The sequence below is a fragment of the Corynebacterium sp. MSK041 genome (assembly GCF_030232265.1).
Classification (GTDB): domain Bacteria; phylum Actinomycetota; class Actinomycetes; order Mycobacteriales; family Mycobacteriaceae; genus Corynebacterium.
This window is the reverse complement of the sequence record NZ_JASPJK010000007.1, coordinates 43,655-66,960: the sequence shown is the minus strand read 5'-3', so window position 1 is coordinate 66,960 and position 23,306 is coordinate 43,655. Positions and strand designations below refer to the sequence as shown.

18 protein-coding genes, 2 tRNA genes and 1 other RNA gene are annotated in these 23,306 nt (G+C 60.7%); 5 read left to right on the top strand and 16 right to left on the bottom strand.

Features of this window, described 5'->3' with window-relative positions:
• Positions 1-296: 296 nt before the first annotated feature.
• The 3 genes from recR to QP968_RS07105 are packed head-to-tail and all read right to left on the bottom strand — an operon-like array spanning position 297 to position 3,563.
• Positions 297-932, bottom strand: a complete 636-nt coding sequence (recR, locus tag QP968_RS07115) for a recombination mediator RecR (RefSeq protein ID WP_284855722.1) — start codon at positions 930-932, stop codon at positions 297-299.
• 60 nt (positions 933-992) lie between these two features.
• The gene (locus QP968_RS07110) at positions 993-1,352 is read right to left on the bottom strand and encodes a YbaB/EbfC family nucleoid-associated protein (RefSeq protein ID WP_284855721.1); all 360 of its coding nucleotides are present in this window, start codon (positions 1,350-1,352) and stop codon (positions 993-995) included.
• A gap of 57 nt (positions 1,353-1,409) precedes the next feature.
• A complete protein-coding gene (locus QP968_RS07105; protein ID WP_284855720.1) occupies positions 1,410-3,563 on the bottom strand; it encodes a DNA polymerase III subunit gamma and tau in 2,154 nt (717 codons plus the stop codon).
• Positions 3,564-3,656: 93 nt separating this feature from the next.
• On the opposite strand from QP968_RS07105, the gene QP968_RS07100 reads away from it, so the two are divergent.
• Complete coding sequence (locus QP968_RS07100; RefSeq protein WP_034665859.1) at positions 3,657-3,902, top strand: ribbon-helix-helix domain-containing protein; 246 nt, start codon at positions 3,657-3,659, stop codon at positions 3,900-3,902.
• Positions 3,903-4,242: 340 nt separating this feature from the next.
• Here QP968_RS07100 and QP968_RS07090 read toward each other — a convergent pair whose 3' ends face one another.
• Together QP968_RS07090 and QP968_RS07085 are read right to left on the bottom strand one after the other, a co-directional pair.
• Positions 4,243-5,634, bottom strand: coding sequence for an FtsX-like permease family protein (locus tag QP968_RS07090; protein WP_284855718.1), 1,392 nt, complete (start codon positions 5,632-5,634; stop codon positions 4,243-4,245).
• Positions 5,631-6,311: an ABC transporter ATP-binding protein gene (locus QP968_RS07085; protein WP_284855717.1), complete on the bottom strand. Its 681-nt coding sequence runs from the start codon at positions 6,309-6,311 to the stop codon at positions 5,631-5,633. The genes QP968_RS07090 and QP968_RS07085 overlap by 4 nt, the downstream gene beginning before the upstream one ends.
• A gap of 91 nt (positions 6,312-6,402) precedes the next feature.
• On the opposite strand from QP968_RS07085, the gene QP968_RS07080 reads away from it, so the two are divergent.
• A complete protein-coding gene (locus QP968_RS07080) occupies positions 6,403-7,080 on the top strand; it encodes a sensor histidine kinase (RefSeq protein ID WP_284855716.1) in 678 nt (225 codons plus the stop codon).
• Positions 7,077-7,721 (top strand): response regulator transcription factor, encoded by a 645-nt coding sequence (locus QP968_RS07075; protein ID WP_284855715.1) that lies wholly within the window; start codon positions 7,077-7,079, stop codon positions 7,719-7,721. Before QP968_RS07080 ends, QP968_RS07075 begins: the two co-directional genes overlap by 4 nt.
• A gap of 14 nt (positions 7,722-7,735) precedes the next feature.
• Here the strand turns inward: QP968_RS07075 and QP968_RS07070 are convergent, their stop codons facing one another.
• From QP968_RS07070 to ffs, 3 genes are all read right to left on the bottom strand, one after another.
• The gene (locus QP968_RS07070; RefSeq protein WP_284855714.1) at positions 7,736-8,281 is read right to left on the bottom strand and encodes a suppressor of fused domain protein; all 546 of its coding nucleotides are present in this window, start codon (positions 8,279-8,281) and stop codon (positions 7,736-7,738) included.
• Positions 8,281-9,552, bottom strand: coding sequence for an aspartate aminotransferase type Ic (locus QP968_RS07065; RefSeq protein WP_284855712.1), 1,272 nt, complete (start codon positions 9,550-9,552; stop codon positions 8,281-8,283). The genes QP968_RS07070 and QP968_RS07065 overlap by 1 nt, the downstream gene beginning before the upstream one ends.
• Positions 9,553-9,633: 81 nt before the next feature.
• An RNA gene (gene ffs, locus QP968_RS07060) (signal recognition particle sRNA small type) lies at positions 9,634-9,732 on the bottom strand.
• 139 nt (positions 9,733-9,871) lie between these two features.
• Here ffs and QP968_RS07055 point away from each other — a divergent pair.
• Positions 9,872-9,957: transfer RNA gene (locus QP968_RS07055), tRNA-Ser, on the top strand.
• 40 nt (positions 9,958-9,997) lie between these two features.
• Here QP968_RS07055 and gluQRS read toward each other — a convergent pair.
• Positions 9,998-10,921, bottom strand: coding sequence for a tRNA glutamyl-Q(34) synthetase GluQRS (gene gluQRS / locus QP968_RS07050; protein WP_284855711.1), 924 nt, complete (start codon positions 10,919-10,921; stop codon positions 9,998-10,000).
• Between the two features lie 225 nt (positions 10,922-11,146).
• Positions 11,147-17,113 (bottom strand): CLIPPER-2 domain-containing protein, encoded by a 5,967-nt coding sequence (locus QP968_RS07045; protein WP_284855710.1) that lies wholly within the window; start codon positions 17,111-17,113, stop codon positions 11,147-11,149.
• 217 nt (positions 17,114-17,330) lie between these two features.
• On the opposite strand from QP968_RS07045, the gene QP968_RS07040 reads away from it, so the two are divergent.
• Positions 17,331-18,005 carry a queuosine precursor transporter gene (locus tag QP968_RS07040; RefSeq protein ID WP_284855709.1) on the top strand — a complete coding sequence of 225 codons (675 nt, stop codon included), beginning with the start codon at positions 17,331-17,333 and terminating at the stop codon, positions 18,003-18,005.
• Between the two features lie 107 nt (positions 18,006-18,112).
• Here QP968_RS07040 and tgt read toward each other — a convergent pair whose 3' ends face one another.
• The 6 genes from tgt to QP968_RS07010 form a co-directional block, all read right to left on the bottom strand.
• Positions 18,113-19,360, bottom strand: a complete 1,248-nt coding sequence (gene tgt, locus QP968_RS07035; RefSeq protein WP_284855707.1) for a tRNA guanosine(34) transglycosylase Tgt — start codon at positions 19,358-19,360, stop codon at positions 18,113-18,115.
• Positions 19,357-21,762, bottom strand: a complete 2,406-nt coding sequence (locus QP968_RS07030) for an MMPL family transporter (protein WP_284855706.1) — start codon at positions 21,760-21,762, stop codon at positions 19,357-19,359. The genes tgt and QP968_RS07030 overlap by 4 nt, the downstream gene beginning before the upstream one ends.
• Before the next feature lie 92 nt (positions 21,763-21,854).
• Positions 21,855-21,942 (bottom strand) — tRNA-Ser (locus QP968_RS07025).
• 74 nt (positions 21,943-22,016) lie between these two features.
• A complete protein-coding gene (locus QP968_RS07020; protein WP_284855705.1) occupies positions 22,017-22,229 on the bottom strand; it encodes a CsbD family protein in 213 nt (70 codons plus the stop codon).
• A gap of 103 nt (positions 22,230-22,332) precedes the next feature.
• Entirely contained in the window at positions 22,333-22,761 is a 429-nt protein-coding gene (locus tag QP968_RS07015; RefSeq protein WP_284855769.1) for a nucleoside deaminase, read from the bottom strand.
• Positions 22,762-22,790: 29 nt separating this feature from the next.
• Positions 22,791-23,279 (bottom strand): tRNA adenosine deaminase-associated protein, encoded by a 489-nt coding sequence (locus QP968_RS07010; RefSeq protein ID WP_284855704.1) that lies wholly within the window; start codon positions 23,277-23,279, stop codon positions 22,791-22,793.
• Between the last annotated feature and the right edge of the window lie 27 nt (positions 23,280-23,306).

Below are 23,306 nucleotides of genomic sequence, written 5' to 3'. Positions count from 1 at the left end.
TCCTTCCCCGCTTCCCCCGGTTACTCGTTCCGCACTTCCCCTTCTCTTCCCGCCCCTTTTCGCTCCATTCTTCGGGGAAGTCAGTCCCGTCCGAAACAGCTTCCTGAAACCCCAGGTCAGATGTTGCCCATGTGGCTGGAGAGACTTGATTCGCGGACGGGACTAACTTCGCGCTGGGAACGCGCTACTGGTGCCGCGGGTACGGGCAAGCTGGCGTAGGCGGGCAAGCTCGCGCAGGCGGGCAAGCTGGCGCAGCCGGGCGGGCGCGGGGGCGGGGGCTACCGGTCGCGCGGGTGCTACAGCTTCAGACGACCGGTGAGGGCGCGCGACAGGGTGAGCTCGTCCACGAACTCCAAATCCCCGCCCAAAGGCATACCTGAGGCCAGGCGGGAGACGGTGAGGTCGGGGAAGTCCTTCAGTAATCGTGCCAGGTAGGAGGCTGTGGCCTCCCCCTCGGTGTCTGGGTCGGTAGCCAGGATGACCTCATGGATCACCGGGTTATCCTCGGGGGCAACACCGTCACGGTCCGGCAGGACACCACCAATGCGCTGTAGCAAGGTGGAGATGGCCAGGTCCTTCGGCCCCACGTTGGCCAAGGGGTCCAGTGCCCCACCGAGCACGTGGTAGCGGCCGGTGTACTCCCCCGTCCGCTCAATGACTTGGATGTCCTTAGCGTCTTCCACCACGCAGATCAGGCCGGCATCTCGGCCACTGTCGGCACACACGCGGCAGATCTCTTCGCGGGAGACGTTGTTGCAGATCCGGCAGAAGGCAACACCGTCACGGACGGCGGCCAGGGCTGCTCGCAATCTATCGATGTCATCCGGATCTGTCTTCAGGAGGTGGAACGCAATACGCTGTGCGCTTTTGGGGCCGACGCCGGGTAGGCGGGAAAACTCGTCGATAAGGTCCTGGAGCGGGCCTTCAAACATGGTTCCTCCTCACAGAAAAACGGGGCCCTAAGGCCCCGTCACCCTAGCTTTTAACTGGGACTAGTTGCCACCGAACATCTTGGCAAAGTCATTGCCACCATCGGTCTGTGGCTGGGTCAGCGGACCAATCTTCTCCTGTGCGAGCTGGCCAGCCTTGGTGTGTGCATCGCGGTAAGCAGCGAGGATGAGGTCCTGCAGGGTCTCCACATCGTTGGGATCCACTGCCTCCGGGCTAATGGTCAGGTCCGTGATCTCGGCGCCACCGGTCATGGTGACACTGACAAGGCCGCCACCCGCGGTGCCCTGGACCACAGCAGCAAGGATCTCCTCCTGTGCGCGCTGGATCTGTGCCTGAACCTCAGCCGCCTGGCGGATGAGTTCCTGCATGTCGGGCATTCCGGACTGCTCTGGCTGCGTCATAGTGTGTACCTTTCTTCGCAACTTTTATTTGATCTGCGCACTAGTGTACCGGCTGTTTTACAGTGGCCGCGCGCCGAGTTCCTCCGCCAGCAAGTCCATAGCAACCTCGGTCGGGTTGCGCCGGTCAAGCTCCCCGGCTTCCATCGACTGGTCCACCATGTCGCGCTCTTCGTCTTCCCGGGTGTACTCGGGTTCCGGCGCCTCGCTCGGCTCATCCGGGTCCGTGGGCTCTGGGGGCAGCGGCGCACCATCGCTGAAATGGGCTGGCGTCAGCTCGTCCCCACCAATCGGGCGCGGTGGGCGGGACCATCGATCGGCCGGTGTGGATTTGGCGGCATCAGCTGCAGCCGCAGCGGCGGCCGCGGCACCCGTTTCAGCGGGTACTGGGCTGGGTGCTGGCTCCTGCTTCTGAGGCGATTCCGCTACTTCTGCTTCAGCCGGGGAAGCCAACGGATTCCATGCCGCCGGCTCATCCTTTGCCGGACTGAAGCCCTCTGCTTTTGGGTCCGTACCCACCACACAACGCACAGCGATAGTGGTGCCGAGCTTCTCGCTCAGCGCAGCGACGATGTCCTTGTTGTTGTGCTCGGAGTTAATGCGTTCTGCCAACGCGCCGGTGTTGTGGCCCACCACCAAGGTGGTGCCGTCCAGACCTAAGGGCTTGGCTTCGGCAAGCATGATCTCAGCGACCTTGTTCCGCTCACCCACAAACTGTCGCAGGGTGATCCATTCCTTGTGGATGCGCTGCATCAAGTCCTCACCTGGATCGGCCTCAGGCTGGGACGGTTCTGCCTGGGGTGCAGATGTGGGCTCGGGTGTCGGCTCCGGAGTTGGAGCGGAGACGGGCGCCGACTGAGGTGCAGGCTCAGGCGACGGCGCAGGCGCAGGTTCAGGCGATGGCGCGGGCTCAGGTTCAGGCGTCCGCGCAGGTGCCGGTTTGGGCGCCTCGCGCGGGGCGGGGGTGGACTGGGATGCCGGCTTTACGGTGGCTTGGACGGCGGCTGCGGCGGCCAAGGCAGCGGCGGCACCGCGGGGCTGGTCGCCCACACCGGTGGCGGCGGCGGAGGCGTCGCGGATTTCCTCCAGGCCGGTGATTGCTGCTGGGGCTTGCGTACCGGCGGCGACGCCGAGGAGGTGCGCCATCATGATCTCTAGGAGCAGGCGCGGGGAGGTGGCGCCGCGGAGGGAGGTGATGCGCTCGTTGACCTCGGTGGCCAGGGCGGCGAGCTGGTTGCCGGGGAATTTGTCGGCTTCGGCGGCGAGGATCTGGGCGCGGTCGGTGGGTGCATCCACGAGGCCCTGACCAAAGGCGTCCGGGACGGCGTGAATGATCATCAGGTCACGCAGGCGATCCAGCAGATCGATGGCGAAGCGGCGGGGTTCGTGGCCGGCCTCAATGACATCGTCGACGGTCTGGAAGAGGGCGGCGGCGTTGTGGGAGGCGAGGGCGTCCACGGTGGCGTCGATAAGCGAGAGGTCAGTGACCCCAAGGAGCGGTAAGGCGAGCTCATACGTGAGCCCCTCGGGGCCCGCTCCGGCGAGGAGTTGGTCGAGGATGGACAGCGTGTCACGCGGCGACCCGCCACCGGCGCGGATGACCAGCGGGTAGACATTTTCGTCGACGGTGACGCCTTCCGCGGCGACCGTGCGCTCCACGAGTTGGCGCATCGCTTGCGGCGTGAGCAGGCGGAACGGGTAATGGTGGGTGCGCGAACGGATGGTGCCGATGATTTTCTCCGGCTCCGTCGTGGCAAAAATGAACACGAGGTGCTCCGGCGGCTCCTCCACGATCTTGAGCAGGGCGTTCGCGCCCGCGCCGGTGATCATGTGGGCCTCGTCGATAATAAACACGCGGTAGCGCGATTCCGCCGGAGCGAAATAGGCGCGTTCGCGCAGCTCACGCATCTCATCCACGCCACCGTTCGAGGCGGCGTCCATCTCCGTCACATCAAGGTTGCCCGGCCCACCCGGCGCGAGCGACACACACGACGGGCACACGCCACACGGCGTTGATGTCGGGCCTTCCGCACAGTTCAATGAACGCGCCAAAATGCGTGCCGACGACGTCTTGCCCGTGCCCCTCGGCCCCGAGAACAAATAAGCGTGATTAACACGCCCATTGTCCAGCGCTGTGGACAGCGGGCGGGTCACCTGCTCCTGCCCAATCATCTCGGCGAACGAGGCTGGGCGATACTTCCGGTACAAAGCCACGGTCTCACCCTACTAGGCACCTAGGACACGCAACGTGGGCCTGTCCGTAAACGGGCATTGCCTACGCAGATATTTTCGTTATACAGTATTCCTATGCCTGTGAACGCCAGCCAAGAACAAATCGACGCTTGGGTTGCGGAGGCCGAAATCGGTTACGACCCAGAGCTTCTAAAGAAGCGCGGCCGCGGACGCCCGGGACGGGGAATGACCCCAGCACAGGTCGTTGCTGTTCGCCTTACTGACGATGAGCTGAAAGCACTCGATGATCTCGCCACCAAGAAGAACCTGACCCGGTCCGAGCTCATCCGCCAAGCAATCGAAGCTTTCACCGCAGCATGAGATGTGCGAAGTCCGCCACCAAACATGGCATCACAGAATCTGATGGCATTCAGGCGGCCTCGAACCCCATATGGGTCTAGCCACTCGACGATGAAACGACCCAATGGAGAGAACTGAGACTCGGCTTTGACACACATGCCAGGCTCCTTGAGACGGTCGTTGTAGTCGCAGAAGACGGGGACGAGCTGCTCATCCACTCTATGAAAGCCCGTCCACAATATTCACGTCTCCTCGAATAGGAATACTCGCCCGACTCTTGGCTCAAGGCCAAAGCACTCTAGATTTGCTCAGTTCATGCGGTCTAGTTCATGCAGATCAGTTCATACACAGCAGCGAGGCACTAGTCGTTGAGGCGACCGGTCTCGGCCAGCACCCGCTCGCGGAGCTTGCCCGTGGCGGCGACGGCGGCAATGCAGCCTGCGAGCACAAGCAAGATCAGCGCTGCGAAGAGGGTGAGCTGGGGTAACACGTCGACGGGAACGGCGACCATGACGGAGCCCAGCAGGTTGCCCATGCCGAAGCCCAATAGGGTGACCAGGGCCATCGGTACGCCGATCTCCCGGATGGCCACGGAGGTGTGGTATTTCGCGGGCGCACCAATGAAGTAGAGGGACTTGGTCAAATGTTTCTGCTCCACCACTGCCAATGCCTGAGTAAGCAGTGTAGAGGCGACGAGAAGAATGGCACCGAAGATCGCGGTGAGGGCCACACCAGCGGGAATATCGACGGTGATCATCTTTAGGGCCGGATCCTCTTCCACTTCTGGAAGGGCAGAAATCCAGCTACAGAAGCCAGCGGTGAATGCAAGGAAGTACAACGCCGCGACACGCTTCCACGTTGTCTTTGCACCACGTCCGACACGACGAGTGGCCACGTAGTTGGCGGAGCCAGGAAGCAGGTAGCTGAATCGGGCGATCAACTGGATCACGCCGACGGCGATGAGAGCGTTGACCGTCAACACACCGGCAACGATGACGAGCACCATGATGAATTCGGCGGCATCGGCCCCCGGGGCGAGCGTTAGCGCGCTCAAGTAACGGTACAAGACAATCATGGCCACGACAGAGCTGACCAGGGTGATCAAGCTTTGTCCCTTTGGCGGAGTCTTCTTGGTCACGCCCAGTGGGGTAACGGCCACGCGGCGTAGAGCCAGCCACACGGACGCGGCGGCTAAAGCGAGCACCACGATCCAGGCGACAGGCACGACCCACCAGGTGAACATCTCCCAGGTACTGATCTGCTTTTCCTGGAAGGTGAGCAGCGACCACGCCGGAACGCTGACCAGGTACAGCACAGTGCCAACCCCGAGGCCGACAAGTGCCTGGCGCAACGCATCGAGAATCATCATTCCGCGCACTTGGCCGGAGGTCGCACCGATCAGGCGCAGGATCGCCAACTGCCCTTCGCGGCCGCCGAGATTCGCACGCGCAGCCTGAGTAAGCAGGCCGAGCAAGGTTGGTACCACCAGTAGTGATGCGAAGAGAGCGAGGAAGACGTAGCTCAATGTAATTGGACCGCCGAGGTCTGCTTCGATGGCTTTCACCGCTTCATGCGGGTGCCACATGCGTTGCGCGAACATCCATGTTCCGGCAGCCAGGGTGCACAGGATCCAGGTGGACACCGAGAATGCCACGAGCGCCAAGGCACGGACCCAACGTTCGCCGGTCTGGCGTTGTGCGCGGCCCTCACTGGAGGAGGACTGCGCAGCGGTCATCAGTGTCATTGCGCTCATGCCTGCACCGCCTTCGTGGCGCCTTCGGAGTGGATGAGGCCATCGCGGATTTCGATCCGGCGGTCGCACCATTGGGCGATCTTCGGGTCGTGGGTGACCAGCACGAGCGTCACTCCGAATTTTTGTGCAACAGCAGTGATCTGCTGCATCACCTCGTGGCCGGTGGCCTGGTCGAGAGCGGCGGTCGGCTCGTCGGCAAAGACCACGGATGGCGGACCAGCCAGGGCACGCGCAATGGCGACGCGCTGGCTCTGCCCGCCGGAGAGCTGGCCTGGGAAGCGATTCACATAGTCCCCCAAGCCCAGGCGGGTGAGCATGTCTGTAGCCTCCGCGTGAGCCTTCGCGCGGGATTCACCACGCATGATCTGCGGCAGCGCCACATTCTCTTTCGCAGTCAGCTCAGGCATGAGCTGCCCGTCCTGGAAGATGAAGCCGAAGTGGTCGAGGCGGAGTTGGGACCGGTCTGCGTCGTTAAGCTGTGCGATATCGCGCCCGGTGAAGCGGACCTCACCGTGGTCGGGCACGAGCACCCCCGACATGCAGTGCAACAGCGTCGACTTGCCGGAGCCGGACGGGCCCATGATGGCGACAGATTCGCCGGGCGCGATGTTCAGGCTGATGCCTTGGAGGACCCGTTGCTGGGTGAATGATTTAGTGATGTCGTTCAGTTCAAGCATGGTTCCATTTCACCGCCTGCTGCGCGTCGCCACCATGGCGCAGGCTCCCAAATACGGGTAGTGCTAGCACTACCCCGCTACCCTCGTGTGCATGTGGCGGAAGAAGAACCACGAGCGCGAGGCGGCGCGAGCAATTCACCAGCTCACGGCGTCCCGGCGCAAAATTGCGGAAGCGTACGAGATCGAGCGCCTGCGCATTGAGCGCGACCTGCACGATGGCGCGCAGCAATATTTCGTGGCCGCTGCCATGAAGCTCGGCGAAGCACAGCTTGAGACCGACTCCCCGCTTCTCGACGCCGCCGCCCGCGACCTCAAAAACGGCCTCGATGCCCTGCGCCGCACCGTGCACGGGATTCACCCGCGCGAACTGACGGACCGCGGACTTATCGAAGCCGTCGAAACCGCCGCTGCCAAATACGGCCCGCACGTCACCGTCCGTGCTCCGCACCCTCTTCCGCTTATCGACGACTCCGTCCTCGCCGCCGCCTATTTCTTCACTTCCGAGGCCCTGACCAATGCCGCAAAGCATGCCCCTGGCGCGTCCGTCAGCGTGCTGATCACCTGCGATCACACGTTGAATGTGGCAGTCACTGACTCCGGCGACGGTGGCGCTCGCATTGTCCATGGTGGCGGACTCGACGGCATGAGAGAACGCATCGCTGCATTCGGCGGGTCCGTAGAGGTGAATTCACCCCACGGTGGACCTACCACCATCACCGCACGGATACCGTTGCTGCTGTACCGAGGAGAAAGTGGACTTGCACCATGAAGATCGTGATCGCTGATGATTCCGCTCTGCTACGCGAAGGTGTCGCGGGTCTGCTGACTCGGCGCGCCCACGAGGTCGTTGAGCAGGTTGGGGATGCCGCGGCTCTACCGGACGCCGTGGCGGCGCACTCCCCCGATTTGGTCATCACTGATGTCCGCATGCCACCCACCATGCGCGACGATGGACTCCAAGCAGCCCTCGCGCTGCGCGAGCAGGGCCCTGTCAATGTGCTCGTCTTATCCCAATATGTCGCGCCTGCTTATGCGCGCGAATTGTTCTCCGGTGGCGACGGCGGGACCGGCTACCTGCTCAAAGACCGCGTTGCCGAGGTGAAAGACTTCGTCCAGGCATGCGAGACCGTCGCCAGCGGTGGCGTGGTCATCGACCCCGATGTCGCCAGTGAGCTCATGGCCGCCAGCTCACGTTGGCTGACCACGCTCACCCCACGCGAGCGCGAGGTCCTCGAGCTCATGGCCGAAGGCCTGTCCAATGCCGAGATCGCCGGGAAGCTCTATTTCTCTGGCGCCGCGGTGGCCAAGCATGTGTCCAGTATTTTCGCCAAACTCGGTCTCACACCGGATGAGGAGAACCGCCGCGTCCGCGCGATCCTCATGTACCTGTCTGAACGAGGGATCAGCTAGTAGCGTCAGATGGCCTAATCGCGGTTCCAGTCCCCCAGGTCCGTGCTGCGGCGGCGTAAGCGGCGCTCTAGCACGTCAAGGCCCTGTTCAGCGGCGATGGAGTACTCCCCATCGGTGAGCAGCACCAGTTCCAAGAGCAGCGTCATACGACCGGGCTCAGTCACCATCGGCGTGCCGCGGTCGAAGATCTGCGGTTCACGCAACAGGCCGTGGTGGATGGCCAGTGCCGGGTCATCTACTAGCCCCGGCAGGAATGTCTCCGGCTGGGCGGGTGTGTTGGTATCCACTAGTGCGTGCCATGCTCTTGCTACCGCGATGGCGCGCTGTTCAGGGCTGGCGCCGGACGCGGCACAAATGATCTCACAGCGCACGTCCGTCGGGTGCTCAGAATCAGCATCCGGCCCGTCCACTATCAGGCCACTGTCCACATCGCTAAAGCCCACGCTTACGGCAGCGGGGACATCGGTAGACACGCCGATGAGGAAACCACCGCCGGCATCTGCCACGTCGAGTGGGCCCAGCACACTGGTGAGCCACTCGAGTCTTTCTTCGGGTGCCATTAGGCTTCGAGCTTCTCCAGTGCGGCGAGCAGGACGCAGGTGGCTACGCCGTCCATGGCGGTGCGGACTTCGTCGATAGGCGGAAGCGAGGGCGCAAGGCGAATGTTGCGATCATTCGGGTCCTCCCCCTTCGGGAAGGCGGAGCCGGCCTTGGTCAGCGTGATGCCGGCTTCGCGGGCGAGTTCCCACACGCGGGTGGCGGTGCCGTCAATGACGTCGAGGGAGATGAAGTAGCCGCCAGTCGGGGTGGTCCATCGCGCGACGTTGTACTCGCCCAGGCGACGTTCGAGGATCTCGAGCACTGCCTCAAACTTGGGGGCAAGGATCTGCGCATGCTTCTGCATGAGAGCGCGCACACCATCCGCGCTGCCAAAGAACTTCGCGTGTGCCAGCTGGTTGATCTTGTTCGGACCAATGCCGCGAATACCCGCGACGGAGGCGTACCAGTCCAGGTCCTCCTTGGAGGCGGCGAAGAAAGCCACACCGGCACCAGCGTGGGTGATCTTGGATGTGGAGCTCATCACCCAGAAGCGGTTCGGGTTGCCGGCTTCGGCGGAGGCCGAAAGGACGTCGATAATCGGCGGGAAATCCTCTGTGAAGGTGTGCACGGCATACGCGTTATCCCACACGATGCGGAAGTCTGGCGCTGCTGTCTCCATCGAGGCGAGCTTGCGCACAACCTCCTCGGACACGGTGGCACCCGTCGGATTAGCAAACATCGGCACAACCCACATGCCCTTGACTGCCGGGTCCTTGACTAGCTCCGCGACGGCATCCGCATCCGGGCCGTCCTCGAGCATGGGCACCGTGATCATCTCAAATCCGAACTTCTCGGTGATGGCAAAGTGGCGGTCATACCCCGGCACTGGGCAGATCCACTTCACGGTCTCCTCTGCGCTCCACGGGCGCTGCGAGTCATTGTTGCCAAAAGCGTAAGACCAGCTGATCAGGTCAAACATGATATTCAGCGAGGAAGCATCACCCGCATACAGGTTCTCCGCCGGCACACCAATGAGCTCACCCCAGATCTCACGGATGTCCTTAATGCCCTGCAGGTTGCCGTAATTACGCACGTCTGTGCCCGTGGCGTCCACATACGTGTCCTTACCGGGCAGTTCCAGCAGATCATCGCTCAGATCCAGCTGCTCCGTCGACGGCTTACCGCGCGTCAAATCAAGGTTGAGGTTGCGGGCCTTCAGCGCCTCATACTCTTCCCGTACCTTCGTGGTGAGCTCTTCGCGCGCAGCGGTATCCAAATCAAGCAAGGACATGGGATCACTTCCTTTTGGAGTGGATTCATTTACTCCGCCCAGAGTACATGCGCCACGCCCACACCCCTACCCCCTGTGGGCAAAATAAGGGGACCCCACGCACCTGCCAGAGCTCGTTGACCCTTGCTGCGTTCCCGCCCTGGGGGAGTTCACAAGATAAGCACCGCGTGAGATCCTGCGCCCGAGTGTAGTAGTTCCTCTCACCGTCTTCAAAAATCACCCTTTTCGCTTATCGACGCCCACCCCAACCACCAATTTTGTCCCCTCCGGCCCATCCGCTAAAGTGATAGCTCGACACTGCGCAAGCAGGTAGTCGCTTGGAGGATTCGACTAGCGGCCTATGTCACACGCCTGGAACGCGTGCGGGTTTCACGACCCTCGTGGGTTCAAATCCCACATCCTCCGCAAAATCCCTCAGCCCATGCGGCTGGGGGAATTTTTGTTTTCACGCCCAGACGTAGGGCTCAAGGGGCAGTGCACGAGGATCAAACCTTTCCAGCAGCCCATCAGCACTGGTCACGCCTTCAATGCCAAGCGAGGCAGCGAGCTGGCCAAGTACGTCAGCCACAGTAGAACCCGGGTTACCCTCCAGGATCTCCCGCAGCGTGACCGCGCCATCGCGCTTGGCCAACCGCTCCCCCTTCGCGTTCACCACCAGCGGAACATGCACGTACTGCGGTTGGGGCAGTCCCAGCTCATGCGCTAGATACGCCTGCGCAGGCGCGGAACCCAGAAGATCATCGCCCCGTACGATCTGATCGATGTTCTGGTAACCGTCATCCACCACGACGGCGAGGTTGTACGCCCAGTCCCCTGCCTGCGCTTGTTTCACGTTTCCGCCACGCTTCAGAATCACGTCATCGACCGGGCCGGTGAACTCACCCCTGTAATAGTCGGTGACGGTCCACTCCCCTACGTGTGCGCGCAGGCGGATGGCGGGGAGGCGGCCTTGGGAGGAGAGCTGGGAACGTCGATAAGCACGCTGCTCTTCTGTGAGATCCCTGCACGTGCCTGGATACATCCCTGGCTGGACATGCGGCGCGGACGCAGCCTCCCGGATATCGCGGCGGGTGCAGTAACACTCATACGTGTCCAGCGTGGCCAGCGCCTCCGCATACGCGGCACCCCGCTCATGCTGGTAGACCACCGGCTCATCCCACTCAAGACCCAACGCCGCGAGGTCCTCCATTTGGCGGCGCGCCGACTCCATGCTGGAACGCTCCGAATCAATATCCTCCACCCGCATGTAAAACGCCCGGCCCGACTGCCGCGCAAACAGCCACGCGAGAAGCGCCGTACGAAGATTGCCACAGTGGAGATCCCCACTCGGACTCGGGGCATAACGGCCGGCGGATTGTGAGTACTGCATGCCTGCAATGATATTGCGCCGCGCACACCAGACCACCCAGCAAAGCCTGCACTAGCCCCCCCGATGGCGCTCACTTTTAATGAGCGCTCAACGTTGTTGATCAATCGGAGCTGTGCCACTACACATGCTTCGGGGTAGACGCAAAAGGGCCGGCGGCACCTCATCGGGTGCTACCGGCCCTTGCGCGTTAGCGCAGCTGGTTAGCTACTGCACACTAGTTGCGCTTTAGTTACGGCGCCTGCGGCTTCCGAACACCAGCATTCCGCCAACGGCTACCAGTGCCAGACCTGCAAGCACAGCGCCGATAACGCTAGCGCCCGTACGAGCCAGGGACGACTTCTCACCGCCCTGATCCTGCGGCTTGCCAGGTTCACCAGCCTCCGGAGCATTCACCTGTGGCGGCTGGCCGGGCTCACCCGGGGTCGGGCCACCCGGCTGGTTCGGGTTGCCAGGCGTCGGATCGATCGGGCTGCCAGGCGTAGGAGGCTTCGGCTTGCTCGGCTTCTCTACCTTGATCTTTGCCTTATCCTCGTTCGACTTAACCTGCTTACCCGTTGGCGTGGAGCCTGTGGCCTCGGCCGTGTTCACCACTTCACCGGCGACCCCATCGGCCTCAGTCACGGTGTACTCACCGGAGGTGCAGGTGGTGGAAGCACCCGGTGCGAGGGTGGTCTCCTCACAGGTGACGTCAACATTGGCTTCCTTGAGCATTTCATCATCAACCTTGATGTTGCTCAAGGTGAGCTTGCCAGTGTTAGTCACGGTGAAGACGTAGGTGACCTTCTCACCAACCTTGTAGCTGTCCTTCTTGTCCTGGACTGCCTTCTTCAGCTCCAGCTTCTGAGTACCAAGCTTGACCTTGGCCTCGTCCTCGTTCGACTCAACCGGATCACCCGGCGTCGTGGAACCGGTGGCCTTAGCCGTGTTGACGTACTCGGTCTTATCCTTGACGTCCTCATCGGTCAGGACATGCGACGCAGTGCACTCAAGCGACTCACCCGGCGCCAGCGTTGTACTGCTGTCACCACAATCAAGGTTATCGACCTGCGGATCCTCAACCTTGACATCCTTAACGGTCACGTTGCCGTTGTTGGACACGATGAACTTGTACTCAATCGTGTCACCAACAGTCAGCGGTTCAGCATCCTCAGACCAGTTCGTCACAGTCTTCTGCAGTGAGAGCGACGGTTCGGTCTTCGGCACCGTCACAGTCGCGGTGTCCTTCGCGCTGACCTTCTGGCCACCCTCCGGTTTCGAAGTGCCCGTCAACGTAACGTTGTTCGGCAGTTCCTTACCGGCATCAACCTGCTCCTGAGTGATCACACTTTCACCAGTACAGGTGAACTCAGCACCGACCGGCAAAGTTCCCTTACCGCCCAGCACATCGATTTCTTCCCCGTCCATGGTGCAGGTCAGATCAATGTCGCCACCGGTCCATTCGTCAGTCAGCTGCAGGAGGTACAGCGTGACGTTGCCGGTGTTCTTACCGGTGATCTTCCATTCGGCCTTCTCACCGGCCTTCTTCAGAACCGACTTCTGACCGTCAACAGTCTTAACCAGCTCAAGTGCCGGCTTAGCATCAGGCACCGTCACAGTCGCGGTGTCCTCAGACTTCAGCTCCTCGCCGCCCTCCGGCTTCGAAGAACCAGTCAACGTGACCTTATTCGGCAAAGCGTCACCAGCATCAACCTGATCCTGAGTGATCTCACTTTCACCCACACAGGTGAACTCAGCACCCACCGGCAACGTCACATTACCGGCCAGAACATCAACCACGTCCTCACCGATCTTGCACGTCAACTCAATGTCACCACCGGTCCACTCATCGGTCAGCTTCACATTATGCAGCGTGACATCACCAGTATTCCTACCAACAATCTTCCACGCAGCAGTCTCACCGGCCTTCTTCTCAACCGACTTCTGACCATCAACCGTCTTCGTCACATCAAGCGCCGGCTTAGCTTCAGGCACCGTGACGGTTGCCTTGCTGTCGGCCTTGACGAGCTCTTCCTTTGGCTCGCCGGTCGTGGCGGAGGTGTACGGGTACTTGCCTTCGACGTTGGCGTCGTTAGGCATCTCTGCCTGGTTGTCAATATCTTCCTGGCTAACGGTGTAGGTGCCGGAGCACTCATAGGTGTCACCCACGGCAAGCTTGGCCGTGCCGCCAAGGAGATCCTCGGTAGCGTTACCTGCGTATTCGCCACCAGCCTTCGGCGTGATGGAACACGTCAGGTCAAGCGGTTCCTTGCCTTCAACCCACGCGTCAACCAGCTTCACCTGCTCAAGATCAACATTGCCGTTGTTTTCACCGGCTAGGACGAACTTCGCCTCAGCGCCAAGCGCCAGCTGATCCGACTCTTTACCGTTAACGGTCTTCTTCAGCGTGATCTTCGGCTCAGCCTGGTACACACCGAAGTCATAGTCGGGGTGGACCTGAGGCTTGCTGGGGTCGTAGTTCTCAGGGGTGGGCGCGGTCACGTCGATGACCTCACCGTTCCAGGAACCGGCAGTGCCCTTGCCTGCCTCAGTGTTGATATCAGTCTCCTTAAGCGGGCTCACAACCACGCGGTATTTACCCGGCTTCACAGCCTCAAACGAGTAGTTACCGTTCGAATCGGATGTGGCGGTCTGACTAACAACAGGCTCGCCGTTCTCGCCCTTCTTGATCTCACCGTTCTCATCGACCTCGTAGAGGGTCACGGTATAGCCAGGCAGCTTCTTCTCATTATCCTGCTGCTTCTCGTCCCGGTTCACGTCCTGGTAAACGGTGCCCGAGATTGACGCGGCATAGACCTCAGTCTTGACAGGATCCGGCTGTGGCACAGGCAACGCACCAAGACCCGTAGCATCTGCGGAATCGCCGCGGACTGCATGCATCGTGGCCACGCCAGTGGAGTTAACGTACTTATCGCCGTGCTTATTGCCGTGGGGTTGGAAGTCCAGAACATACTTGTCATTCGACTGCTGGCTCAACAACGGGCTCTCAAAACGCAGCGCCGTAATGTGTTTGGCACCCGGCTTCGCTTGTGCGTCAATAACCTCTTGGGTCAGCGGCGCCCACGTGGTGTTGCTCGGCTTCTTATCAATGTCGCGCTTGGTTGCCTTAGCCGCATTGACACATGCATCAAGGTCATCCTTGCCCTTAGCGTTGGTGGGGCAGACAGACACCGTCTTCGGGTCGTCGTACGTGTAGTAGATCTGCTGGCCGTCGAACGTATTCGAGCCCACGTTCTCCGGGACCTTGCTCAGCCAGTACTCGCCATTGAACTTGGTTTCACGCCAGTCACCGTTGAATGGCAAAACATCGATGAACTGAGTGGTACCCAGCTGCGCCTCAGTGAGGTTCTTCAATTCAAGCGAGTGCTGGAACGGGGTGTTACCCGGAACGAGTTTGTCGTCAGTCGACTTACTCAAGCCGGCCGCCAGAACGTTAGGCACCGTCAGCGTGGACAACGATGCCATGGACATCAGCGGCGTGTATTCTTTCGCCGCATCCGTCGCCGGCGTAAAGGCATCGGGGCTGGATGCAGACTTGACTGTTTTGTCCTTCTTTAGAACCGGCAGCGCCTTGGAAAGATTGAGCTCCGGGGTACCTGTGATGCGGTAAGAATGAACCACATCGAAGGTTTGTTTTGGTCCAGACCATGCCGGGGTCACGACAGTGAACTTGGGCTTTGGCTGCCCGTTGTCCCACGGCTGGAAGAACACAGTGGACTTATCAGCATTCTTTGTGGCCCAATCAATGGGGAAGAACGGATCATTCTTCGGATCACCAGTCTCATTCTTCTGATCCGATAACGCCCAAGTGCGCTCAATGTAATTGTCCTCGGATGGAGCACAATCATTCGGGTTGGTGGAAATCTCACCGCGGTGATACGTCATACCGGGAGACAGTGATTCCTCATCCGCAGTCACACACTTAGACAGGTAGATGCGCATGTGAACGCGTGTTGGGTTGCCGTCCGCATCCTTCGAGTTCACAGCAGCGAGGGTGCCGTTGTTCACAACAACCTGCCCGGCGGTAATGAGCGTCTGCTTCTGCTCGCCGATTCCCCCCAGAGGGACCTCGCCGAGGGTGCCCCAAATATCACGGACACCTGCAGCTGGCTTCTCTGCAAGAATCACGTCCTGCATATCGCGGCGCTTCTCATTGCCTTGATAAGTAGCCGCGTAATTGATGGTCTTGTAGTACTCAACATCATTCTTCTTGGCCTTCACCGTAGGCAGAGTGGACACCACGCGAGGGTCACCGGCTGTAGCCACGTAGCGGAAAATAGTTGGCCGCTGAATAACGTTCTTACCCGGAATCACAATTTTGATACCGGCAATCTCATTCGGCTTCATACTGCCAGGCTCAGCGAAGGTATTGCCCTTCACACCAGCGTCAGCGTCATAGAACACTTCCCAGCCTTCATCGCCGGCGCAGTCAGGCTTTCCACCGTTAGTCTTGTCTTCCTTGGTGATGTACACCTTGGCATTTGGGTATGCATCGTGGATGTCATTCCGCCCGTCACCGCCTACCTGCACGGTAGGTACGTAGACGTTCGATGGAGGCGTGACAACGCGCTGCGTGCCCGGCTGCCATGCAGCACAGATGGTCGGGTTGTCCTTAACGTCAACTGGGGTGACGTTAATACGCACGTTTGCTGTGGTCAGTGCCTGCTTACCTCCGAAGGCCGGCTTACCCTCGTCTTCGGTTTCCACCCAGTTGACACCAATGTCGTCCTTAGCGGAAGGGCAACCGCCGGGGAGGCTACATTTCCACCTGGTCAGGTCGACAGTCTGTTTAGCACAGTTATTGTTCGGGAAGCCATATTCACCTGCAAGCAAGCCCTGCTTCTCATCAGCGGTGGAAGCGCTGCATTCACTGATGCCGCCTGGGTCAGCAACGTTGTTACCAAGCGCTTGATTGCCCGCCGTAGATGGAATGTTGGAAGGCACACCACGGCTGTCCTTGATCCGCGTTGGATTGCCTTGCTTATCGACGATATCCATGCGCGTAGTGAAGTCCGTCTTACCCCCCGGGAGCCCCTCGGTGGGGATCAGGAAACGGAACTGCGGATTGCTCTTGTCGTACTTACCGTCGACGTACGGGTTCCCGTTGGCATCAACCTTGGCTTTCTTCCACTCACTGCCGTTATAGGAAACGAGCACGTCCTCAGCCTTGAACGGTGCACCGTCCGGCATCACGAGGGTGTAGCGGCTGATCGTTTCAGGGTCGATCGGCAGGATACGCCCATTCGGGATACCTTTACCCGGCACAGGACTGTGCCTCTCATCGCGAGGGTAGGCAGGAAGGCCTGAGCGGGCGCTGATACCGATGTATTCTGTGCCATCGACTGTTGTGGTGTTTGGGCTGCTCAGCGGTTCGACGATGCGCTGATCAAAGCGCGGCTCAACAAGCACGTTCAACTTCTTGTCAGCTACCGCGGTAATGAGTTGCGTGCCATCCTGGACTGCCTTGAGTCCAAGGTTGAAGGTGCCCTCCGGGTTAGTGCCGTCGCGAAGCTCCAAAGTCTTAATGATGGAGGCAGTGAGTTCCAAAGAAACTGTCGCGTTGACGTTAGCGTCCGCCGTCACGGTGGCCACGCCCTGGGCATCGACCGTGACTGAAACGCCGCCGTAGCTAGCGGACCCTGTTTTCAGGGTTGGCGTAGTTGTGGGTTCCGGCAGGCCAGTCGCGCGGGCTTCGGCGCTGAGCCAGGTTGGAGTAAGGGTGAAGGTAATCGGTTCGCCCACCGTTTTGACGTTGAGGTCAATGCTGTAATGGGCGACGTCACCGGCACAAATGTTGCCGTCCCTGTCGTTGTTGTCCCCTGGTTCATAACCGTTTTCTTTTCTGATCACACAGCCGGCGCCGCCATCGCGGGCGAGCCGCAGGCCGTACTGGACGTTGCCGCCACCCACCTCAACGGCCTGCGTCTCACCGGGCTCACCGAGCTCGCCGGCGGATCCGTCCGTCGTTGCAAAGGGAATAATCGGTGCGTCGAACTCGAGGACAGATTCTTCCGATTCTGTAGTGTCTGCCGCTTGCTCGTCGGCAGGCTCCTCCACCGTCGCAGTAGCTGTGGCTGGCACAACGGACTCACCAGCAGGCTGTTCTGCCGTCGCGGTCTCAGCTACTGGCTCGGCGACACCTGGAGTGGGCAGTGCCAAAACCATTGTGAAAATGAGCGCGAAGACCGTGCTCATCCTCTTAAATAGATTGGAATTTCTTCGTGTGGGCATGGGGCGATCCTTAAAACATCGACCAGCGGCGCCGTGAAACGCTTGGCACGAAACTGACTTACAGCCGATAAAGGTTACTATGGACACTAACTATGTCGCCAACCGAAAAACCGTAGCCGTGTGATAGTGCCTGCGCGCGGCAAGAATTCGCTTCTCGGCGAAGTGTGCAATGATATTGCGCATGCCTACTCCCGCACCCCATCCGCACCCCGTCGCGCGCTCCCCGTACCCATACTTGCTGGCGGTGTTCTGCGCTGTCTTCCTTGTTTCCAATATCACTGCACAGAAGGGCGTTGAACTGGGAGCCCTCGTCACCGATGGAGCATTCTTCCTGTTCCCCATCTCTTACGTCATCGGTGATGTGATCGCGGAGGTATACGGCTTCAAAGTGGCTCGCCGTGCTGTGTTCACTGGTTTTGGCGTTGCCCTGCTGGCGGTGGCGTCCTTCTACATCGCCATCTGGTTGCCCGCCGCTGACTTCTACGACATGCAGGACACGTTCTCCGCTGTCCTGGGTCTGCTGCCGCGCATTATCTTGGCGTCGCTGACCGGCTACGTAGTGGGTCAGCTGCTCAACGCATGGGTGCTGCAGAAGATGAAGGACCGCTTCGGCAAAGACCGCCTCTGGGCGCGTCTGATCGGTTCCACCATCGTTGGTGAGTTCGCCGACACGCTGCTGTTCTGTTCCATCGCTGCCGGCGTCATCGGCATTGACTCCGCAGGCACCTTTATTAACTACGTCGTGGTTGGCTTTCTGTGGAAGACCCTCATGGAGGTCGTCCTGCTGCCAATCACCTACCCGACCATCGCCGCCGTGCGCCGGGCCGAAGAGCGCGCGAGCGCGGTAGTGGCTTAGCCCCAGGCTCGCATTATCTAACATGGCCCCAGGAGCGACCTGGGGAAATGTCGGGGGCGCGAGGCCGAAACTGTCAGATATCTCGACCCTGGGAACAGAGCCCACTTTTAGCGCCCGGCGTAATAGCGCCCGAGGAACTCGTCGCGGTAGGCCTCGTAATCCCCGGCGTCGATGGCGGCGCGGATGTTGTCCACAAGCCGCACCATGAATTCAAGGTTGTGGATGGTGCATAGGGTGCCGGCGAGGAATTCCTTCGCGCGCAGCAGGTGATGGATGTAGGCGCGCGAGTAGTTCTCCGAGACGTAGCCGCCGAATTCTTCGTCCACGCCGGTGAAGTCGCGGCGGAAGCGGGCGGCCATGAGATTCATACGGCCGTCCAAGGTGTACACACCACCGCGGCGGCCAAGGCGGGTGGGGGCAACGCAGTCGAAAGTGTCGGCGCCGGCCTCGATGGCGGTGAACAGATCATCGGGTTCAGAGATCCCCAGCAGGTGGCGGGGCTTATCCGCAGGCAGCTCGTCGGTGACCCAACCGACGATGGTGCCCAGGTTCTCCTTCTCAAGCGCGCCGCCGATGCCAAAACCACCGAAGCCACGACGGCCCTCAGCGCGGGCTTCCTCATCCAGGGCGAGAAGGCCACGCGTTGCTTGTCTGCGCAGATCCTCGTACTGCGCCCCCTGCACCACACCCCACAGCGACTGAAGGGGTTTGTTAGGGCGGGCCTGGGTGAGACGTTCGTGCTCCAAGAGGCAACGGCGGGCCCACTGGTGGGTGCGCTCCACGGAGTGTTCCTGGTAGGCGCGGGTATCCACCAGGGTGGTCAGTTCATCGAAAGCAAACATGATGTCCGCGCCCAGCTGGTGCTGGATCTGCATCGACACTTCCGGGGTGAAGCGGTGGGTGGAGCCGTCGATGAAGGATTTGAAGTCCACCCCGTCATCGTCCACACGCGCCATGCGTTCCTTGTTGGCAGCGCGGATGTCCTCATCGGTCAGTCCAGCAACATCCATTGCCAGGACTTTTTTGAAACCAACGCCCAAGCTCATCACCTGAAAGCCACCGGAATCGGTGTAGGTGGGGCCGTGCCAGTTTTCAAAAGCAGCGACACCACCAGCCTCATCGACGATGTCGGGCCCGGGCTGAAGATACAGGTGGTAGGCATTGGACAGGATCGCCTGGGCACCAACAGAACGGACCTGCTCCGGGGTGAGCATCTTCACCGTTGCCTTCGTGGCCACCGGGATGAACGCGGGAGTTTGAATATCACCGTGCGGCGTGTGGATGGTGCCGGTGCGACCGTGGCGCCCCGGCTCGTCGAAAAGCGTTGTGCTCACGTCAAACGTGGTGTCGGTCATGCGGGAACTCCTTGGGATTCAAACTGGCGCTCAAGCGCTTCGCCCTCAACGTCCAAGTTGGGCAGGATGCGGTCGAGCCACGCGGGCATCCACCAGGCAGTGGTGCCCAGCAGGAACATAGTGGCGGGGACGAGGGCCATGCGGACAAAGAATGCGTCGAAAAGCACGGCGGCGCCAAGCGCGAAACCGAAGATCTGGATGAACGGCAACGGCTGATCGATGAAGGCGACGAAGACAGAGATCATGATGATTGCCGCAGCCGTGACCACACGCGCGCCACGGACGAAGCCTTCGACAGTCGAATGTTCCACGGCCGCGAGGATCGCATCAGCGTCATCATCAGCGTTTCGACGCCGCGTGTACTCCTCCCTCATCCTCGTAACCAAGAAGACCTGGTAGTCCATAGCCAAGCCAAACGTGACGCCGATGAGCAGGATCGGGAGGAAGGACAGAATCGGGCCGGGGGTGTTGACCAAGCCGGTGACACCGTTTTGGAAAACCTCAACCGTGACGCCAAATGCCGCGCCCACGGAGAGCAGGAAGCCCAATCCGGCGACGAGTGGCACGAGCAGCGAACGGAAGACCAAGACCAACAACACAATGGCCAGACCCACCACGATGGCCAGGTAGAGCGGCATCGCGGCGGCAAGTTCCTCCGTGATGTCCATCTGGACGGCGGTGAAACCGGTGAGACCGATGTCGGCCCCCGTCGCGTCCTCAATCTCCGCGTCCGTTTCACGCAGAGCATGAGCCATATCCACGGTGTACTGATCATCCGGACCAGTCGCCGGTGTAGCCAGGATCTGGGCAGCCATCATGTCATCACTTACACCCACGAGCTGGGCATGGATGATGCCGTTGACGCTGCCAGCACGCTCCATCGTGTAGATGAAGGAAGCCAGCGCCGCCTTCTTCTGGTCACTGTCCACAGCCTCATCCGGGATGGAATCCATGTACGGCTTAAGGGCTTCTGCCTCCGGGTTAGCGCCGTGGCCGTCCACGATGAGCAGGAACGGCGAGTTCACGCCCGGGCCGAAACCCTCCGCCATGAGGTCAGCAGATTTGCGCTGGGTGGTGTCCTTGTCACTGTTCCCATCCGACGGCAAGGACATCTCCATACCCAGAACCGGGACACTCAAGCCGCCGAGGATGAGCACCACGACCACCATGACCAGTGCCGGGGCACGCTTGATGGTGGTGATCCACGTGCGCCCAAGGGAACGGGTATTCAGGTCCTTCGCTGGACGCTTACCTGGACCAGGGTTGCCGGCGAGGCCAGGAATCTTGGCCGCGAACATCTTGTCCCCGAGCAACCCCATCAGCGCCGGCAGCAAAGTGATGGCCACCAGCACCGCGATGACCACGGTGACAGCAGCGGACAAACCCATCCAAGTGAGGAACTCAATGCGGGCGAGCACCAGCGCCACGAGCGCGGTGAACACCGTGGCCCCCGCAAAGACCACGGAGGAACCAGCCGTACCCACCGCCAAACCGGCTGCTTCAGGCCCAGGCAAGCGGCGGCGTTCTGCCCGGTAACGGGAGAGGATGAACAAGGCGTAGTCAATGCCCACCGCCAGGCCGATCATCACGGCCATGGTCGGGGTGACCTCATTGAGCTCCACCCACCGGGTAGCCAGAAGGGTGAGGAAGGTGCCCAGACCCACGCCAAGCACCGCCGTGATCACCGGCATGCCGGCGGCAACCAGGGAACCAAAGGTGACAATCATGACCACGAAGGCCACCGCGATACCCACCACCTCAGAGGTAGCTTTGATCTCAATCGGATCACCAAAACCAGGACCACCGGCCTCCACCTGCAGGCCCGCGTCACGGCCAATGCGCAGCGCTTCGTTGACTACCTCGCGTTCCTCTTCGGTGACCTGCATGGAGGTCTCCGCGCCGAACTCGAAGGTGGTGTAACCAATACGAGCATCATCCGACAGCAACCGCACATTGTGCGCGTCCGCCTGGGCGCGCTCCTCGGGCATGCCCATCTGCGTCATCTGTGACACAATCTGCTCGGAGAGTTGCTGGTTCACCTCAACCGGATTGCCAAAACGTTGGGTGCCCGTGAGCCCATCCAGATTGTCGCGGATGTAACCCACCGTGGCATCAATCGCCTGCATATTCTGCGGCTCATCTAAGCGCTGCCCCTCCGGGGCGGCGAACACCAGATTCACCCCCGGGGCCTGCACCGGATCGGACTGATCCGGGAAGTTCTTCTGCAGCGACACCAACGCATCAATCGCCGGAGTGCCCGAGATAGCAAAGTCCGACGACAACGGCTTCATCAGGCTTAACGCGCCCGCCATGCCAGCCGCAAACAGAATCACCCAGGCGACAAGGACCTTCCACTTGTTCAGGAAGGACCACTTACCCAGTCGGTAGAGGATCGTCGCCACAAGGCTCCCTTCACACGAAAAAAGTTCGTGGTTTAGCGGTAAAAACGGCGATTATCCACCGAATTTTACCCAAACCACGAACTTCTTAAAACTGGCGGTAGCGGCGGGATTTGAACCCGCGGAGGTTTTACCCTCACTCGCTTTCGAGGCGAGTACCTTCGGCCGCTCGGACACGCTACCGCCACACAGAGTAACGGCAACGCGACCGGGGAACCAAATTTCTCCAGCACCTCGGTCGCGTTAGCGGAAGAAGTTTAAGCCTCGTCGCGCTTGTCCTGGATCTTGGCAGCAACCTCGTTGAACTTGTCCTTCGCTGCCTCGCCAACCTCGGACACCTTCTCGCGCACCTGGCCAGCAAGCTGGTCAGCCTTGCCCTCGTTCTCTAGACCCTTATCCTCGGTCAGGTTGCCCAGAGCTTCCTTGCCCTTGCCCTTGAGCTGGTCAGCGGTAGCTTCAAAATCAGCCATGATCTCTCCTTTAATCTCGTTTGTAACAGTGGGCCCCATGGTAGGGACGTTCACCTGCCTACTGGGTAACAATTCAGTGTCAATCCGCACAGGAAGCTTCTCATCAGCGCAAACGATCAAAGAATTCCGTCATCAGACCTGCTGTTTCAGCCTCCAGGACGCCACCGCGCACTTCGACGGTGTGAAGATGGGTGGGGTCCCGCACCACGTCGATAAGCGATCCGACTGCTCCCGTTTTTGGCTCATACGCGCCGAAAACAAGCGAGCTCACACGCGCCCCCAGCGCAGCACCCGCGCACATCGTGCAAGGCTCAAGCGTGACCACGAGCTCGCACCCATCCAACCGCCAGGTCCCCAGCGCAGCCGCCGCAGCACGCATAGCGACGATCTCCGCATGCCCCGCCGGATCCTGATCACACTCGCGCCGATTCGTCCCCGTAGCTACCTCGCGCCCATCCGGGCCGTAAATGACCGCGCCGACCGGAATATCGCCCAGTGGCGTAGTGCGAGCGACCTCAATAGCACGGCGCATCCGCTCCTGCGCGCGACGTTGCGGCTGGCTCACTGGAGCGCGTCATCCAGTTCATCAGCGAAACCGAGCTCCTCCGCGATGGCCTCAATGACGGCGGACGGCTCCGCCATCGGATCATCCACGAGCACCGCGAGGACCTCCTCCGACAAGCCAATATCCTCCAAAATGGCAAAGTCCCCGTCGGCCCACCCGTCGACGTTATCCAGCTCATCCGGCTCAATATCCGGCACTTCCAGACCAGCCTGATCACAGATATCCGCTGCAAAATCATCGTCTACGGCCATCGTCGCGTCAGAAATAAGCACCCGAATGCGCGACGGACCTGGCCGCACGATGACCAGGTACTCCTCCTCCACGTTGAGTAGCGCGAACGCCGCGCCCTCACTACGCAAACTCCGAACGGCCTGGACAGAGGTATCTAAGGTCTCAAAAGAGTCCTTAAACTCCGCCACACGCCAACCGCCATCACGGCGCGCAACCGTCACCGCGTAGCCATCCTCGAAGCCTGCCTCACTCATGCCTAGTGAGATTACTCGGGTTATGGA

Bases quoted from the DNA above. Each gene is read 5' to 3' on its own strand.
- recR (WP_284855722.1), bottom strand. From the start codon at position 932: ATGTTTGAAGGCCCGCTCCAGGACCTTATCGACGAGTTTTCCCGCCTA.
- QP968_RS07110 (WP_284855721.1), bottom strand. From the start codon at position 1,352: ATGACGCAGCCAGAGCAGTCCGGAATGCCCGACATGCAGGAACTCATC.
- QP968_RS07100 (WP_034665859.1), top strand. From the start codon at position 3,657: ATGCCTGTGAACGCCAGCCAAGAACAAATCGACGCTTGGGTTGCGGAG.
- QP968_RS07090 (WP_284855718.1), bottom strand. From the start codon at position 5,634: ATGAGCGCAATGACACTGATGACCGCTGCGCAGTCCTCCTCCAGTGAG.
- QP968_RS07085 (WP_284855717.1), bottom strand. From the start codon at position 6,311: ATGCTTGAACTGAACGACATCACTAAATCATTCACCCAGCAACGGGTC.
- QP968_RS07080 (WP_284855716.1), top strand. From the start codon at position 6,403: ATGTGGCGGAAGAAGAACCACGAGCGCGAGGCGGCGCGAGCAATTCAC.
- QP968_RS07075 (WP_284855715.1), top strand. From the start codon at position 7,077: ATGAAGATCGTGATCGCTGATGATTCCGCTCTGCTACGCGAAGGTGTC.
- QP968_RS07070 (WP_284855714.1), bottom strand. From the start codon at position 8,281: ATGGCACCCGAAGAAAGACTCGAGTGGCTCACCAGTGTGCTGGGCCCA.
- QP968_RS07065 (WP_284855712.1), bottom strand. From the start codon at position 9,552: ATGTCCTTGCTTGATTTGGATACCGCTGCGCGCGAAGAGCTCACCACG.
- gluQRS (WP_284855711.1), bottom strand. From the start codon at position 10,921: ATGCAGTACTCACAATCCGCCGGCCGTTATGCCCCGAGTCCGAGTGGG.
- QP968_RS07045 (WP_284855710.1), bottom strand. From the start codon at position 17,113: ATGAGCACGGTCTTCGCGCTCATTTTCACAATGGTTTTGGCACTGCCC.
- QP968_RS07040 (WP_284855709.1), top strand. From the start codon at position 17,331: ATGCCTACTCCCGCACCCCATCCGCACCCCGTCGCGCGCTCCCCGTAC.
- tgt (WP_284855707.1), bottom strand. From the start codon at position 19,360: ATGACCGACACCACGTTTGACGTGAGCACAACGCTTTTCGACGAGCCG.
- QP968_RS07020 (WP_284855705.1), bottom strand. From the start codon at position 22,229: ATGGCTGATTTTGAAGCTACCGCTGACCAGCTCAAGGGCAAGGGCAAG.
- QP968_RS07015 (WP_284855769.1), bottom strand. From the start codon at position 22,761: ATGCGCCGTGCTATTGAGGTCGCTCGCACTACGCCACTGGGCGATATT.
- QP968_RS07010 (WP_284855704.1), bottom strand. From the start codon at position 23,279: ATGAGTGAGGCAGGCTTCGAGGATGGCTACGCGGTGACGGTTGCGCGC.